The following is a 14,771-nucleotide window of genomic DNA, read 5'->3' as shown; positions in this document are numbered from 1 at the left end:
CCTAAACTCTGACGTTTCGGCGGGCATCTTGCCCCCAAATCATATTGATGATGGATCGAGACAAAAAGATGCCGGTAAACATACTGGTTAAAATGCCTAAGCCAAGTGTTAACGCAAAGCCCTGAACCGGACCATTGCCTATGGAATACAAAACGACAGCGGTGATTAACGTGGTAATGTTGGCATCCATTATCGTGCTAACAGCACTGTTGAATCCAAGGTGGATAGATTGAGCAAAGCTTCTACCGTCACTGAGTTTGTCTTTGATACGCTCGAAGATTAGTACGTTTGTATCTACCGCCATACCGACCGTTAACACTAGCCCAGCAATACCCGGTAAGGTTAAAACGGCACCCGGAATCAGAGCAATCAGACCAAGTAAACACACCATATTGCAGAGCAACGCAACGTTGGCTACCCAGCCAAGCCGCCGGTACCAGAACGCCATGAACGCCAAGGTTAAACTCATACCCAGTGCAAGAGCGGAAAATCCGTTCTCGATATTTTCAGCGCCTAATGTCGCGCCAATAGCTTGCTCTTCAACAATAGTGACAGGCGCGGTTAAAGAACCTGCCCTCAAAAGTAAGGCTAATTCCTGCGCCTCTTGTGTGGTGCCCGCACCGGTTATTTGAAAACGAGTACCAAGTTGGCTTTGAATCGTCGCGATGCTGATAACGGTATCTTTCTTAGTTAAATTACCTTGTTTGTCTGTGATGTATTCGCTAAACAGCGTTGCCATCGGTTTACCCACGTGAGTGGCAGAAAAATCGCTGATTTGGCTCCCGCCAGCTAGATCGAGCGAAATGTTCACTACTGAGCGGCCCATTTCATCGAGCCCTGCGCGCGCATCCGTGATATGTTCCCCTTGCACTACTGGCTTCGCGACCAGCCTTACGTTGTTCCCATTTTCTTCCTTAGCGTTAATGATTCTTCCAACGGACGTTTCGGACTGCACTTCGTGGAATGCCAAACTCGCCGTTGCGCCAATCACGCTTTTGGCTTGAGAAGGATCTTGAATTCCAGGCAGTTCAATTCGAATATAATTATCCCCTTGGCGTTGAATCGACGCTTCCGTTATACCCAATTCCTCGATACGAGAACGTAGAATCGTTAAGTTCTGTTTTAGGGTTATCTCTTTGAAATCGAGCCATTCTTTTTTCGGAAGAGATAAGGTGACACTGTTTAAGTCGTGGTTTTGCTGCCACTGAGGAAAAGCATCACGAAGCTGTTCACTGAGCTGGGTTGTCGCGTTATCGTTGCGAGTTTTGAATGTGACGCCTTTTTCACTCGACGCGTGAACTTGAATGCCTCGAATGTGCAGCTTTCTTGCTGTGGTTTTTATTTCATCGACCAGCGCTTGCTGCTTTTCAGCTAGGGCAGTATCAACATCCACTTTCAGCAAGAATTGAACACCACCTCGCAAATCTAATCCAAGGTCGACGGGAGCAAATCCAAGTTCAGAAAGCCAAGCAGGTGCAACCGATTGGTATGCCAATGTGAGTTGAGATTCTTTACTCAGTAAGGGCTTTAATAGGTTTTTTGCTTGGGTTTGGTCATGTTCGTTTTCAAATAGAATAGTTAACTGAGTGTCACGTTGAGTGACTTCTCTTACATTAATATTGTGTTGCTTAAGCTGCCGAGCAACCATATCAAGAGAAAGCTCGTTATGGGTTTGCTCAATCAATAGAGCAGGCTTGTCGCCGTACCATGATGGGAGTGCGCTTAACGCAAGTAAGACAATGGCAGTGAAAAGCACCACGTATTTCCAGACGGAATAGTGGTTTAAACGCTCTGGCGCTTTTGCGCGAGTACGTGAAGATGGCATAGCGATTCCTCAATAACCTGAGTTCAGGTGTATGAATGCTGAACGCAAAGATCGATCAGCGACACCAATAGATTTAAAAATCTATGGTTGGCGTAAAACTAAAATGGCGGTATGCGACGTAGAGACGTCGAGATTTTGTGAGAACAGTATTGAGGTTAGCTGTCGCGGCTTAACTGGACATACAGTAGGTTAGAATCTTTCCAGCCCGATATTCTGTGCGGGCTCGTGCCTGATGCTTTTTCCGACCAGAGTACAGATGGAATTAAGGGAGAGAAATACAGGTAACTTGGCGGTAGATCTTCGCCACCGAGTTGAGCAAGAAGTTCGTAATCTGGAGTTGGGAATACTCTTTCTTGATTCCACGAAACAAATCGAGACGATGTTAAAAGCCCATCAGGAATATGCTGAGTATGGGAATCAGCGGTGCCTTTTTCTAACTCGATTTGCAAGTTGGCTTCGGTTTGAAAATCAGTAGAAAGGTCAGGTGGAGTCTCAACAGAGGATTGCGCTGCGTATTCAGCGTTTTGCGATAGCCAGCCACCGTTCTCCGTTTGAGCAAACACGGTATGGCTGAAAGTAACCAGCAGAGAAAACAGCAAGATTGCCCAGGTTCTCATTGATGATTATCACTCTATTGATTCAATTCGCCGATAGTATGCCTGTTTAGCGAATGTCACAACTAAAAAGATCTAAATTGAACACTCAATTAGATTGGGTAAATGGCGTTGCGGTTGCGTGGCTGTGTTCAATGATTCGGTTTAACGATTCGCAGTAGCTGCCAGTGTGATACCTGCACCAATGAATGTGGTGCCAAATATGCGAGAAAGCCTTCGCGCGGGAAGGGTTTTGGTGGAACGACGAAGTAACTTGGTGCCCCAATAGCCATACACGGTCAAACACACAATGGAGCAGCTAATCAGAGTGCCGACCAAAAGTGAAAACTGGGCGGTAAGAGGTTCACTTGGGACAATAAATTGTGGGAACAATGCGGTCGTAAACACGATGGCTTTAGGGTTAGTGAGCGCCACCATAATACCTTGAAAATACAAATTGGTTTTGCGAATACCAGAAGGGTTATCAGACAGCTCAAACTCGAACTGAATACCTTTCTTCCACATTTTCCAACCCATATAGATAAGGTATAACGCGCCGATGAATTTAATGGTTAGGAAAGCGGTGGTCGAGCTGAGAACTAATGCACTTAATCCAAGCACGGAGCACAGAGACATGATGAACAAGCCGCTAACGTTTCCCGCAAGGGCAAGTATAGCGTGCTTAAATCCTTTGCTGAGTGAGTGTGTCATTATGAGTAAAATTGCCGGGCCAGGAGTGACCGCCGCAAGAAAAGCAATCGATAAAAACGCCAGCCATTTCTCTATTGGCATAACACCCATAAATAGAAAGTCCATTTTCTCTCTCTGATAATTCTGTGCTTACTTAATGATGATACTACCTTAACTCGGATGAAAGGGTATTAATGCGCTATCTGTTATTGCGCAGTTTTTTAGTACATAACGAGCCATTCATCATCTAAGGGAGAATAAGAGAATAAGAAATAGGTCGCCATTATCGGAACGGTAATCTGATTTGTAATTGTGTTTTTTATCAACCTAATACACAGTGAGAACTTATTACAATAAGGATAAAGAAATGACAGCAGCCAGCTTTTTACGATTACTATGCCTTGCCGCAGTTTGGGGGGCGTCTTTTCTTTTCATGAGAATTGCCGCAAATAGCTTTGGCCCCGCTTACTTAATCGAATTTAGAGTGCTATTTGCCGCGATGAGCTTGCTGCTGGTGTCTGTTTTTCTTAAACGTCGGTTGATACTGTTTCAATACCCCAAGCACTTTCTGATCATTGCGTCTTTTAATACGGCTATGCCGTTTATGCTTTTCGCCTATGCAGCCCAAACATTGAATGCATCTACCTTGTCTATTTTAAATTCTACAGCGGTTATTTGGGGCGCGGTGATTGCGTATTTTTGGCACAAAACGCCTTTGTCACTCAAGGGGGGATTTGGCTTAGTTTTAGGTGTGTTGGGCGTCGCCGTATTGGTAGGTTGGGATGCCGTCAATATTGGTGAGGAAGCGACGTTGCCGATTATTGCTGGAGTAATGGCCGCATCTTGCTATGGGGTAGCGACTAACTACGCCAAGAATGCGCCTAAGATATCATCGTTCGATAATGCGCACGGCAGCATGTGGGGTGCCGTGATTTTAGTGCTGCCTTTGTTGCCCTGGTTGCCGATGCCAGAGACACCTACGGTATTTGAATGGTCATCGGTCGCGGTACTGGGGGTGTTGTGTACTGGGTTGGCTTATCTGCTGTACTTTCGTCTGGTGACGGATATTGGGGCCGCTTCTACACTTTCTGTGACTTTTTTGATTCCGTTTTTCGGTATCTTATGGGGATATTTAGTACTGGGTGAGCCAATCGGTTTTAATACAGTGATTGGCACCATACTGGTGGTCAGCGGCACGATGTTGGTAACAGGCTTCTCACCGAAAAGCCTGTTACGTCGTCAAAGAGGTTAGATAACTCTAAAGAGGTTTAATAGATCTAAAGCTCACTGATGTTGACCACTCTGTCTGCACTTTTGATGGTTTCAGGGCGGTGGGCGATCATCACACGAGTAAACGGCAGCCCTTTGATGTGCTCATTGATTCGACCTTCGTTTTCAACATCCAAATGGCTAGTGGCTTCATCTAAAAACAAAATCGATGGGCGATGGTAAAGCGCCCTAGCCAGCAATAGCCGCTGAGTTTGACCGCCAGAAAAATTGGATCCCATATCCGACACTAAACTTTGGTAGTTCATTGGCAGCTTGATGATGTCTTCATGGATGCCAGCCATATGAGCGCATTGCATCATCATTTGGTGGTTGGGTTCAGGTGTAAAAAAGGTAATGTTTTCCTCTACCGATCCGGTAAGCAGTGTGTCGTCTTGCATTACCGAGGCAATCCTGTCTCGGTAGCTAGAAAGCCCTAAATCTCGGATATCTTCCCCATCAACCAATATTTTCCCTGATGTGGGCTGAAGCAATCCAAGCATTAACTTCATTAATGTTGATTTACCGCACCCAGAAGGGCCCACCAAAGCGATGGATTCACCGGCAGGTATCGTTAGATTGAGGTTTTGGAAAATATAGTCGTCATTTTCAGAATATTTGAACGAAAGATCGACCAGTTCAACGTTTCCACGCATTTGAGTTAGATTACGCCCTTTCTCGCGGTGAGGCTCTTGTTCATGCAGAGCAATATCGGCAATACGGTCGAGGTGCAAGCGAAGCATTTTAAATTGAATGACTTGTTCTATCAGCATCGACATGCGGCTGGTTAATTGCTCTTTGTACGCTAAGAACGCAAACACCATACCTATTGTCATGTCGCCACTCATTACCGCCATCGCCGCAAGGAAAATGATGAAGATATTTTCTAAACCAAACAGCAATTGGTTTACTGATTCAAAGCCAATACTGAGCTTACCCAGTTTGATGTCTGCATTGATGACAGAGCTATAGCGATTTTGCCAAGTACTTTGGCGCATGGATTCGGCATTGAAAAGGCGAATGGTTTGGATGCCGCGCGCTGTTTCCAAAAATTGGCTTTGCTCTTTGGCTTTCGCTTCAATGGACGTTTCCGTCGCCTGTTGCAGTTTACTGTACAGCGCGAGGCGAACCGTGAGGTAGGCAAGAACCACACACAAGACAACAGCGGTCAGAAATGGGCTATAGGCGAGCATGACTGCCAGAATAGCGATAGACATGATGCCATCAACAATGGTTTCGACTAAGCCAGTTGTCATCCTCTCACGCACTTGATTGAGGGAACCGAAGCGAGAAACCAAGTCTCCAATGTGGCGCGTTTCAAAGTAGCTCATGGGTAAGCGCAACAAATGACGAAGTAAATTGGCACCCATTTGCAGGTTTAACTGGCTGGATAATCGAAGGATCAACCAACTTCGAATTGCTTTGGTGATGATATTAAACAGCAAGAGCAAGCTAAACCCAGCCGCCAGAACGATCAGCAGTGTATCATCGAAACTGACCAGCACTTCGTCCACAACGAGCTGAATGTAATAGGGGCTAAGCAGCATTAAAAATTGAAGAAGAATCGATAGGAATACCAGCGTGGACAGTGCTTTTCCAAGCCCTGAAACCCTCGTCCATAATTGGCTGATGCCCATTTTTTGGCGTGCGTCTTTCTTCTCAAACTCTTTTGTTGGGATCAGCTCAATGGCGATGCCCGTGTAATGTTCGCTGAATTCCGTTAGAGATAAAACACGGGTACCCGACGCGGGGTCATTAATGGTGACCGTGTTCTTTTTAACGCCCGTGACCACTACGAAGTGGTTGAGATCCCAGTGCACAACGCACGGTAAAGTCAGTTTTCCAACGTGCTCCAATGGGCATTTTAGTGCTCTGGCAGCTAACTGCATTTTATCGGCAGTTTGAATCAGCTGTTGGACGTTGATCCCTTTCATTCCGGGCGAATAAAATCGGCGCGCGGCAGGCATATCAAGTTTATACCCATAATAGGAAGAGACCATCGCTAGGCAAGCTAAGCCACATTCCGCGGCTTCAGTTTGCGAAATCATGGCGACTTTACGGTTGCCGGAATACTCCAGTAGCTCAGTAATATGAGGCTCTTTCTCGGCGTGATCCATATTAAATCTTTCCTAATAATCCGTAGACAGGTTCGAGTATCCAGCCCATGATGCTGCGGCTTTCCAGTAAAATATCCGCTTCCAAAAGCATCCCGTTTTTGAGTGGAATGGATGTACCTTCAAAATCGACGTGCTCTTTTTCAAGCGCGACTCGTATTCGGTAAACAGGCTCGCTGATAGGTAAAGGGGTTTCCCCGCTTTGCAAGAGTACCGTGTCTATATGTGAAACCTTGCCACCAAGGTAGCCAAATCGTTGGTAGGGGAAGGCGTCTAACCGCAGTTTGACCGCGTCGCCTTTCTTGACGAAGCCAGCCGACCGCGTGGGAAGAAAAAGCTCCGCGACTAATTTCGCGTTTTCAGGAATAAGGCTCAGCATTAATTGGTTGTCGTGGACGGTTTCACCCGTTACTACGTTTATGCCTGTTGCTTTGCCTTTTTCATTGGCTGCCAATACGTGAATGGCGTTGCCTTGGGCTTGGCTGAGTTGTTGCCTAATCGAGGATTTTTGTTGCTCTAAATCCAATACGTTCAGTTCGTGCTGTTTGGGCAGAATCGCTAAGTCTGACTGCAAGGTATTTCGAGTCTTTCGCAAATCCAGTTCATTAGCGATCACTCGTTCTTGCTGGGCTTTGATCTCTATCAGCGCTTCTTTTTGTGATTGAAGATCCAGAGCGGAAAGGTGCCCTTCTCGGAACAGTTTTTGGTGCTGCTTTTCACGCTCAGTTTGAAGTTGGTATTTCTCTCGTATGAGTGCTTTTTGGGTTTCAATCGTGGCAAGTTGGCGGTCTATGTCCGTAACAAGCACTTTCTGCTTATTGATTTGTTGAGCATGAAGGTTGTTTTGATACTGAATTTCTTGATTGATGTACTGATATTGCTTTTCAAACTCTTGCACAACGGTTTGGTTAAGGTCGAGCCCGTTAGCCAGTTTGTTTTTGGAGCTAATGGTGATCAGAGGTTCGCCTTTCTCAACTTGCTGACCCTCTTGAATATGAACCGTTTCGACGATGCCTTCACGTTGCGAAAAGGATTTGATAATGCCTTTATCTGGCAAGATATAGCCCTGAACCGTCTCTTTTCGACTGTATTCGGCGTAATTTAGGTATAAGCCTAGCAAGGTGACGGAAACGAAAAGAATGGTCACAATGAGATAAATAGACAACGGCTGCGCGAGCAATACATCGCCGTGGAGTCGTTGTTTTTGGGCGTCAATGACAGATTGACGATACAGCTGGCTCAAAAAATCTCTCCGGTATTAAGAATGCCCGAGCATGGTGATGTTCGGGCAGAATAAGGCAAAATTAAGGTTATCGACCACCAGATACCAAGTTTTGAGCAATGGCTTCACAAATGCCTAGCTTTTGGTAAATGTCCATCCAGTAGAATTCACCGCATGGGTTGATCTCTAGGAATTTGTATTGACCATCCGGCGTTAAGATAAGATCTGCAGCGCCATAGTTTAGCTTGAGCTCAGTCGCGAGACGGATCAGCTTATCGGCTTCTTCTTGCGGCAACTCAAATGGCTGCCATTTATCGAGCGTGTAGACACCGCGCTTACGCCAGTCGGTTTCCATTCCCTTCATAATATCTGGGTCAATGGATGCGCAGTAAACCTGATTGCCAACAACGGTCGCACGCAACTCAACATCCTTAATGACATGTTCTTGGAACACCATTGGGCACAGGTTTAATTCTTCCAGTTTTTCTAGGTGTTCTTCTTCTACTTTATTGGTAAAAACCACTTGCTCTACATCATCATTCCAAACCGAAAAGGCGGTTTGCATCTTCGTGATGATTTTACCGTTGTTGTCAGCAAAGAAATCGCGCACTGCTTCTGGCGAGTTACTGGTGAGTGTATTGGGTAGGTTCAACCCCACTTTTCTTGCCAGCATCAATTGGTATTCTTTATTGGATGCGTGTCGTATGTCCCAGTAATCATCAAGTTTGTAGCACTCTAGACTGTCGAGGTAACCCAAAATGGTCCGCTTGCTTTCTTCAGCTGAAGGCTGCTTGAGCTGCATGTCCATGTCGGCAGGTAAGCCTTTTGCTGGATAGAATCGGCGATACCAAACGGCCAATATCTCGTCACCTTTGACGACATCGCCATTTTCCGTAATGAGCGTACTCTCATTGCCTTTATTATTCTGATGGGTGGCAATTTGCACCTTAGTTGGAAAGAGATCCGTATTAAAACGCACTGGTACGACGCCAGCTTGTTTCAGCAGTTCGGAAACGGTTTCAATACTTTGATTGTCTTTTGAATGCGTAATGATGAGAACTTTATTTTTAGTCATACTTGTACCAGCTGTTCCTTGCTATTGACTGTATTTAATAAGTGTTTGGGCGATCTGTTTAGAAATAGGCAGGTCTAATTCTGCCTCTAACATTCCCCATTCACCCGCAGGGTTCACTTCTAAGAACTGATATTTGCGAGTCGTATCTAATATGATGTCAATAGCGCCAAATTTGAGGTTCATAGAGCCCATGAAAACGCGCAACTTTTGTACGAGAGATTCAGGGATATCAGTGTGTTGCCAATTGGATTGCGTTGGCGTCGCTTTTCGCCAGTCGAGCAGTTCTTTTTCATCATTACTGCTCAAATTCACTTTAGCTGGGAAGCAATGCCCATCGACATAGGCTATGCGTAATTCCGCTTGTTTTTTCACTTGTTGCTGAAAAATCATGGGAGAAAATCGCAGCGAGTCGAGATCCGCTAAGTGAGCTTCGGTCACTTTCGATGTGTATACAAACGCAGGGGGTTTCCCCATAGAAACGGTTAATGGCGTGTGCATTTTTGCGACAATGTCGCCATTGCACTTTTTATAGAAGGCTTTTACTTGGTCTGGAATATTGGTAAATAGCGTTGCAGGAACGTCAAGCCCCGCTTTTTTTGCCATTCTAAGCTGTAGCCATTTATTTTCTCCAGCCAGTTGTGTGTTTGGGTGATCAAGCCAGAAAACATCTTCAAAGCTGTAAAGTAAAGACTGTTTAATACACTCAGATTCACGTGTTGCTTGGGCTAATACGTCTCCCTCTAGCGCGGAAGATAAATCGCTAACTCTGTTTTTTCTATGCCATATCGCGCCAATGTTTGACTCGTTGATAGACCAGCCTTCCGTTGAAATCAGTGTATCAACGTGTGCCTTTTCCAAATGCTGCTCTTCTGAACTCGGAGGGTCAAAAGGGAGGGTTTGTAAGCTCCCACCAATTTGAATATTCAAGGGGAATTGATCGCTGTTTAAGCGAACAGCCTCTACACCCGCTGTCATTAGGTGTTCTGTTACCCAATCTACGGGAAAGGTGTCCTCAGAATGAGTGATGCATAGGATACTTTTGTTTATTTTCTGCATAATCGTTCTTTCAATATCACCCCCAAATTTTTGGGGGTGAGAGCTTAGAGGTCATGTCTAGGAACTGGATAGAAATTCTATCGAGTATTACCTAAACCCGATTTGGTATTTACCAAGTCGGAAATACAATCGCTGTACCTTCGTCATCATCAGATGGCGCTTTACGAGTTGCGATTTCAAATCCTTCATCGTCATCTGAAGGGGCTTTACGAGTTGCAATTGCAAAACCTTCATCATCATCAGATGGTGCTTTTCTTGTTGAAATACCACCGAAGTTAATAGTACCACCAGAAATTTGGTTCGCTTCTTCTTCAGTTAGTGTGTCTGCTTCGATAAAATTATTAAAAAATGGAGTGTTCTTACTCATTTGTATGTTCCTTTTTAATTTGATTTAGTGCCGTTAATTGGCATTTTTTATGTGAACACTATACGTCGACGAATTGGCATTACCTGCCGTTCACCTTTTAAAACATACATAAAAGCAATTAGTTAGAAAATAATAATATTTTTATTAGTAAAGTATTTTCTCATATTTGAGATTTTATTTGACTGAAATTTAAATTATATTCCACCCCTGAATTTTGACCGTACCAATACTTATTTTATTTCGTGTAAAAACGAGTTTAATTTGAATTAAGATCTATTTTTAATCCGTATGATTATTATTTATACACTGTTTTATTGTAAATTACCGTTTGCTAAAATATTCACCTTACATAACGCAAGGTGAATATTAATTATAAAAATGCTCTAATTTAACGATCGAATTTGATTTCGATACCTTCATCGTTGTCAGAAGGGGACTTCATTGAAACATTGATGCTTGTAAAACCACCCGAGTATTGAGTCGTTTCAGCGTCGCTTAACTCGTCAATTTGTGACTCGATGAAATGATTAAAAAAAGAGTATTCTTACTCACGTTTTCTTCTTTTGGCTTATTAGAACGATTGGAAGTCGTTGCCTTCATCACTGTCGGATGGGTGCTTCATTGTAACTAGGTCGCCTGGCTTCAGAACGAACTCTAGACCTTCATCATCATCAGATGGTGCTTTCATTGTTACGACGTCAAAATCGCCAACGATGCCACCAGCACATTGCTTAGTTTCTTGAGCGCTTAGTTCTTCGATTTGAGATTCAATAAAGTTGCTGAAAAAAGGTGTGTTCTTATTCACTTTTCATTCCTTGTTAAAGTTTGTTTACAATTTAATTTTTTAATTATCAATGAGATAATCGTTGATATAAGTATCAAGGTGAGTTTTCTAAAACAAACATTTAACAAAGGTTGATTGGAGATATCAGTGAGAATTCGAGTCATTTCACGAACGACACTGATAAACCAAATAATACTATTGGGTTCAAAATTTAAGACCGTCGGTTCGGTTAATGAACCTAGAGTGAGGGAGAATTGACCGTTCTTAAGAAAATAAATAATAAAATGCATAGAGTGCATAAAAATTCACGTGAAAAATGGGGCGTATAATTGTGTGAATTTAAAATATGCAACCAGTTTTTTATCCGTTAAGGTAGCAGTTAAGTGCGGTGTCACTTGGGTATAGAGTCAGCCATGAGTGGCTGACTTTATATTCTTTAGAAATCGTAACGTAAACCCATTTGATACTCGTTATCGGCATCCTTAATCTGGTTGATACGGTAACCTGCATACGTTCTTAAGTGTTTGTTAAAGGTATAAACCGCTTCCAGAGCAAATTCATCTACAGTGTCGGTTTTCGAGGTGTCATTTTTCTTGGCATTGTACGCGCCTACAAAGGTCACTTTTTCGAGTTCGTACTTTGCCATCAGTTCATAACCAGCAAAGTCATTAAGTTGGCTACCAACAACACTTTTACCCATGGTGTATAAACCCGCAAAACTAAGATTGTCGAACTGCACCTCACCAACAAAGTTGAATTGATTTTCGGTTTCATCACCTTGCTGTTGATTCACGTAACCGGCACCGATTCGAAAGCGTTCTAAACTGTAGATCCCAGAGATACCGTAACTACTCGTGCTGTCAGTATTGTCTTTATCTGCGAATATGTAGTCCCCAGATACAGTGAGTTGATCGAACTTAGTTTTGTAGACCAGCGCATTTTCTCGTTTGTCTTTATTGCCATCCACAATGTCGGCTGCTTTTGCACCAAATGTGGCTAAGGTATCGGTGAAGTTGCTTAGCATGACTTGAGAGGAATCTTGTTTTCCGTAAGACACAGAACCAAAATCGCCTTTCACACCAGCAAAGTAGTAGCGATTCGTTAAGTCTTCTTCTCCAGAGAGTTCGGCTTCGTATTTTCCAAACCCTGAAAATTGGTCGGTAACAGCAGATTCACCGGATAGCGATACCCGAGCTCGGCTAATGTCTTTAAACGTGCCTTTATCGCCAGTTTTATTTGCGTCTGAAACATTGAAACGTCCTTCAGCGCGTCCACCTAGATCTAATAATGTCCCATCTTTTTCATAAATCGTTACTGCGGAAGCAGTAGATAGACTCATAGCCGAAAGAATTGCTGTTGCTAGAATAGCTTTGTTCATGTCCTGGTCCTTCTAATCTCTTTAATAAGAGGTAATGGGTAAGCTCACTTTCCTTTGTGAACAGTCAAAGGAAGTTTCCTATAAGTTGCCACCGTCCGCACGAGATTCGCACTGCGCTTCAGTTTGCTAGGGTGCATCTGGAATATTTTGAAGGGTCTCTTCATATCGATTGCGTGATTAAAGAATGAAAGTGCAATGAGATCTTAGATAGTGTGATTTTTGAAGATGAAAAACAGAAAACGCTAATGTACATGGTAAAAGCACATCCAAATACCATATGAATTAGATTGAAATGTGAAGTTAACGTCAGAGTTGGTGTTGGAAATATATGTTTTTACAATTATTATCGTCTCAAAAGTGCGAATTACGTTTGTTAGGCCGCATATAAACTGGATTTGAGTCAAAACGGTTTGATTCGTGACTCCACACTGCTTATGTTAATAAGCAAGAGTTCGAGAGTGAACTCATCAGAGCAGTAGCTCTTTAAAGATGTGGTAGTCCAAGCTATAGGGTAGTCGCTAAATGGGCATAGATGTAAAACAATCTGCTATTGAAATGCGTTTCCAGAACGGAAAAAGTTCTGCGACCCCGTTACCGCAAGAGTTTGTTGAACCAGACACACCTCGTTTTCAATTTAAGAACGAAATCATTGTTAGTGAAAGCAAGAAGTTACTGGCCAGTGAATTGCTTCTTTCTCAGGAAGATGCCGCAATCCACACCACATTCATGAAAGGTGAGTTAGGCAAACGTCTTGCTAAAGATATTCTTGAACAACAGCTTCATTTCCTGATTTCGGTTAACCCTGCCTCTTTTCCATTCGAGTGTTTGTTCTTGAATGTGGAAAGACACGCCTTAAGTAATAGAAAAACCATTAACCTTCTAATTGCGGTTCACTCCCATCTAAAGTGCTATGGAAAATCGTTGGTTGTTGAAACAACCGAGCGCCAATATTCGATAGAAGGAAAAGACTATCTCAAGGGTGTAACCAAGTTGAAAGAAGTCGGGGTGAAACTCGCCTTAGATGACTATCAAGTTGGAGAAGATTTTAGAGACGAAGAATTGAGTGCCGGTTTATACGATTACGTAAAAGTCGACAATCCATTTTTTGATCTCAAATCGGGTATGAGTCATTCTTGTGAAAAACTAGACATCATTCTTCAACAAAAATCGTCTAGTGATGCGAAATGGATTGTGGAAAGAGTAGAAGATCAGAGCTCCCTCAATCATCTTCTACCTTTTTCTTTTTGGGGTTATCAAGGCTACCTATTCAATCCGATACAGGCACACTATCCTGAGTATTCTCTTTTCTAGCTTCCAGCTTATTTACGCGTCTCTTTGTTCGCCATAAATTCAGGAAATTCGGAAGAAGCGAAGCCAGTATCATCCCTAGCATTAAACCTATTTGCGTATTGCTGTAGGTTTCATTCATCAATAAAACACCACCAGTAATCCCGGCAATAGGGTTGGCGATACCGCTGAATGTGAACTCGACTATGGTCATTTTTCGGATTAACCAAACATACATTCCGTAAGCAACAGCCGTATTCAGAATAATTATCCAAGCAATTCCAAACCAATTGGTTGCGCTGATGTCTTGATTAGCTACTGCTTGAAAAGCAGAAGGTTCGAACAACCACTGAGCACTTGCTACAACGCCGAGTGCCGCGCCACCTATAATAAGCTGCCAACTTAAAACCCCCCACCAGTGCATATCTTTCGATAGTTGTTGAGTAAGTGTACTGCCAATAATAATGCACCAAATCGCGCAAAACATAGCAATTAAACCGGTTGTACCGAGTTCAATTTGGCTTGGATCGAAAAGAAACCAAGCGAAACCCACCAAAGCAAACCCAGAAACGATTTGAATGCCTGAAGGTTTATTCTTAAACCACAACCATTGAAAAATCATAGCGAAAATCGGAACAGAGACCATTCCTACGCCAGATATCGCCGCTGGTAACGTGGCAGCCATAAGGAAAATCATGGCGAAAAATGCGCTGATATTCACTAAGGAAAGAATGACTAAAGGCTGCCACTGATTTCTTTTGGGCATGATGGGGCGAAGTGCGAATAAAAGGAGACCAGCAGGGAAAGCACGAATAAAGCCCAGCAATAATGGTGGCCATTCAGACAGAGTAAACTGTGTTACGGCGTATGTAGTACCCCAAAAAAAAGCAGGGATCATAGCAAGAAATATGTTCATGTTAACTATGTCTATGTGAAGATAATGTGGGTAATGTACTCTAATTGTAGTTCAGTGTAAAGTATCTTTATGTGAAGATACAAATTCAAAGGAGTGGGTTACCAATCAAGGCTACCCACTCTATCTATACAAAGCTGAATTTACACAAAGCTGAGGTTATGTAGAAACAACCGCAAAAGAAGTGAATTTTGGCTTCTC

Annotated in this window: 13 protein-coding genes and 1 pseudogene; 2 read left to right on the top strand and 12 right to left on the bottom strand. The window is 43.3% G+C overall.

Going from position 1 to position 14,771, the window contains the following annotated elements; all coding sequences use genetic code 11:
* Position 1: 1 nt before the first annotated feature.
* From secD to VPNCDNU1_RS01190, 3 genes are all read right to left on the bottom strand, one after another.
* Positions 2–1,825 (bottom strand): protein translocase subunit SecD, encoded by a 1,824-nt coding sequence (gene secD / locus VPNCDNU1_RS01200; protein WP_104398658.1) that lies wholly within the window; start codon positions 1,823–1,825, stop codon positions 2–4.
* A 155-nt stretch (positions 1,826–1,980) separates the two neighbouring features.
* Positions 1,981–2,442, bottom strand: coding sequence for a hypothetical protein (locus VPNCDNU1_RS01195; RefSeq protein WP_104398657.1), 462 nt, complete (start codon positions 2,440–2,442; stop codon positions 1,981–1,983).
* Between the two features lie 141 nt (positions 2,443–2,583).
* Positions 2,584–3,234 (bottom strand): LysE family translocator, encoded by a 651-nt coding sequence (locus tag VPNCDNU1_RS01190; protein WP_237324048.1) that lies wholly within the window; start codon positions 3,232–3,234, stop codon positions 2,584–2,586.
* 241 nt (positions 3,235–3,475) lie between these two features.
* Between VPNCDNU1_RS01190 and VPNCDNU1_RS01185 the strand changes: the two genes are divergently transcribed.
* Positions 3,476–4,360, top strand: a complete 885-nt coding sequence (locus VPNCDNU1_RS01185) for a DMT family transporter (RefSeq protein ID WP_104398656.1) — start codon at positions 3,476–3,478, stop codon at positions 4,358–4,360.
* A 25-nt stretch (positions 4,361–4,385) separates the two neighbouring features.
* On the opposite strand, the gene VPNCDNU1_RS01180 is transcribed toward VPNCDNU1_RS01185, so the two are convergent.
* From VPNCDNU1_RS01180 to VPNCDNU1_RS01150, 8 genes and pseudogenes are all read right to left on the bottom strand, one after another.
* Positions 4,386–6,491 carry a peptidase domain-containing ABC transporter gene (locus VPNCDNU1_RS01180; protein ID WP_104398655.1) on the bottom strand — a complete coding sequence of 702 codons (2,106 nt, stop codon included), beginning with the start codon at positions 6,489–6,491 and terminating at the stop codon, positions 4,386–4,388.
* 1 nt (position 6,492) lies between these two features.
* Positions 6,493–7,731 (bottom strand): HlyD family secretion protein, encoded by a 1,239-nt coding sequence (locus tag VPNCDNU1_RS01175; RefSeq protein WP_104398654.1) that lies wholly within the window; start codon positions 7,729–7,731, stop codon positions 6,493–6,495.
* Positions 7,732–7,798: 67 nt separating this feature from the next.
* The gene (locus VPNCDNU1_RS01170; RefSeq protein WP_104398653.1) at positions 7,799–8,785 is read right to left on the bottom strand and encodes an MvdC/MvdD family ATP grasp protein; all 987 of its coding nucleotides are present in this window, start codon (positions 8,783–8,785) and stop codon (positions 7,799–7,801) included.
* 21 nt (positions 8,786–8,806) lie between these two features.
* On the bottom strand, positions 8,807–9,841 hold the full coding sequence (locus VPNCDNU1_RS01165; RefSeq protein WP_104398652.1) for an MvdC/MvdD family ATP grasp protein: 1,035 nt from the start codon (positions 9,839–9,841) through the stop codon (positions 8,807–8,809).
* Between the two features lie 109 nt (positions 9,842–9,950).
* Positions 9,951–10,208: a microviridin/marinostatin family tricyclic proteinase inhibitor gene (locus VPNCDNU1_RS01160; RefSeq protein ID WP_104398651.1), complete on the bottom strand. Its 258-nt coding sequence runs from the start codon at positions 10,206–10,208 to the stop codon at positions 9,951–9,953.
* Positions 10,209–10,596: 388 nt separating this feature from the next.
* Positions 10,597–10,731 (bottom strand): annotated as a pseudogene (locus VPNCDNU1_RS29285) (hypothetical protein); the annotation flags it as partial.
* 48 nt (positions 10,732–10,779) lie between these two features.
* Entirely contained in the window at positions 10,780–11,013 is a 234-nt protein-coding gene (locus VPNCDNU1_RS01155) for a microviridin/marinostatin family tricyclic proteinase inhibitor (RefSeq protein WP_104398650.1), read from the bottom strand.
* Positions 11,014–11,428: 415 nt separating this feature from the next.
* Positions 11,429–12,370 carry a porin gene (locus tag VPNCDNU1_RS01150; RefSeq protein ID WP_104398649.1) on the bottom strand — a complete coding sequence of 314 codons (942 nt, stop codon included), beginning with the start codon at positions 12,368–12,370 and terminating at the stop codon, positions 11,429–11,431.
* A gap of 522 nt (positions 12,371–12,892) precedes the next feature.
* Here VPNCDNU1_RS01150 and VPNCDNU1_RS01145 point away from each other — a divergent pair.
* Entirely contained in the window at positions 12,893–13,681 is a 789-nt protein-coding gene (locus tag VPNCDNU1_RS01145) for an EAL domain-containing protein (RefSeq protein WP_104398648.1), read from the top strand.
* Here the strand turns inward: VPNCDNU1_RS01145 and VPNCDNU1_RS01140 are convergent.
* Positions 13,638–14,573: a DMT family transporter gene (locus VPNCDNU1_RS01140; RefSeq protein ID WP_104398647.1), complete on the bottom strand. Its 936-nt coding sequence runs from the start codon at positions 14,571–14,573 to the stop codon at positions 13,638–13,640. The genes VPNCDNU1_RS01145 and VPNCDNU1_RS01140 overlap by 44 nt on opposite strands.
* Positions 14,574–14,771 lie beyond the last annotated feature (198 nt).

Source organism: Vibrio penaeicida, from assembly GCF_002933855.1.
In the GTDB taxonomy this organism is placed as follows: domain Bacteria; phylum Pseudomonadota; class Gammaproteobacteria; order Enterobacterales; family Vibrionaceae; genus Vibrio; species Vibrio penaeicida_A.
Note: the sequence above shows the minus strand (reverse complement) of the source record. Positions and strands in the feature narration are given on the sequence as shown.

Bases quoted from the DNA above. Each gene is read 5' to 3' on its own strand.
- secD (WP_104398658.1), bottom strand. From the start codon at position 1,825: ATGCCATCTTCACGTACTCGCGCAAAAGCGCCAGAGCGTTTAAACCAC.
- VPNCDNU1_RS01195 (WP_104398657.1), bottom strand. From the start codon at position 2,442: ATGAGAACCTGGGCAATCTTGCTGTTTTCTCTGCTGGTTACTTTCAGC.
- VPNCDNU1_RS01190 (WP_237324048.1), bottom strand. From the start codon at position 3,234: ATGGACTTTCTATTTATGGGTGTTATGCCAATAGAGAAATGGCTGGCG.
- VPNCDNU1_RS01185 (WP_104398656.1), top strand. From the start codon at position 3,476: ATGACAGCAGCCAGCTTTTTACGATTACTATGCCTTGCCGCAGTTTGG.
- VPNCDNU1_RS01180 (WP_104398655.1), bottom strand. From the start codon at position 6,491: ATGGATCACGCCGAGAAAGAGCCTCATATTACTGAGCTACTGGAGTAT.
- VPNCDNU1_RS01170 (WP_104398653.1), bottom strand. From the start codon at position 8,785: ATGACTAAAAATAAAGTTCTCATCATTACGCATTCAAAAGACAATCAA.
- VPNCDNU1_RS01165 (WP_104398652.1), bottom strand. From the start codon at position 9,841: ATGCAGAAAATAAACAAAAGTATCCTATGCATCACTCATTCTGAGGAC.
- VPNCDNU1_RS01160 (WP_104398651.1), bottom strand. From the start codon at position 10,208: ATGAGTAAGAACACTCCATTTTTTAATAATTTTATCGAAGCAGACACA.
- VPNCDNU1_RS01150 (WP_104398649.1), bottom strand. From the start codon at position 12,370: ATGAACAAAGCTATTCTAGCAACAGCAATTCTTTCGGCTATGAGTCTA.
- VPNCDNU1_RS01145 (WP_104398648.1), top strand. From the start codon at position 12,893: ATGGGCATAGATGTAAAACAATCTGCTATTGAAATGCGTTTCCAGAAC.
- VPNCDNU1_RS01140 (WP_104398647.1), bottom strand. From the start codon at position 14,573: ATGAACATATTTCTTGCTATGATCCCTGCTTTTTTTTGGGGTACTACA.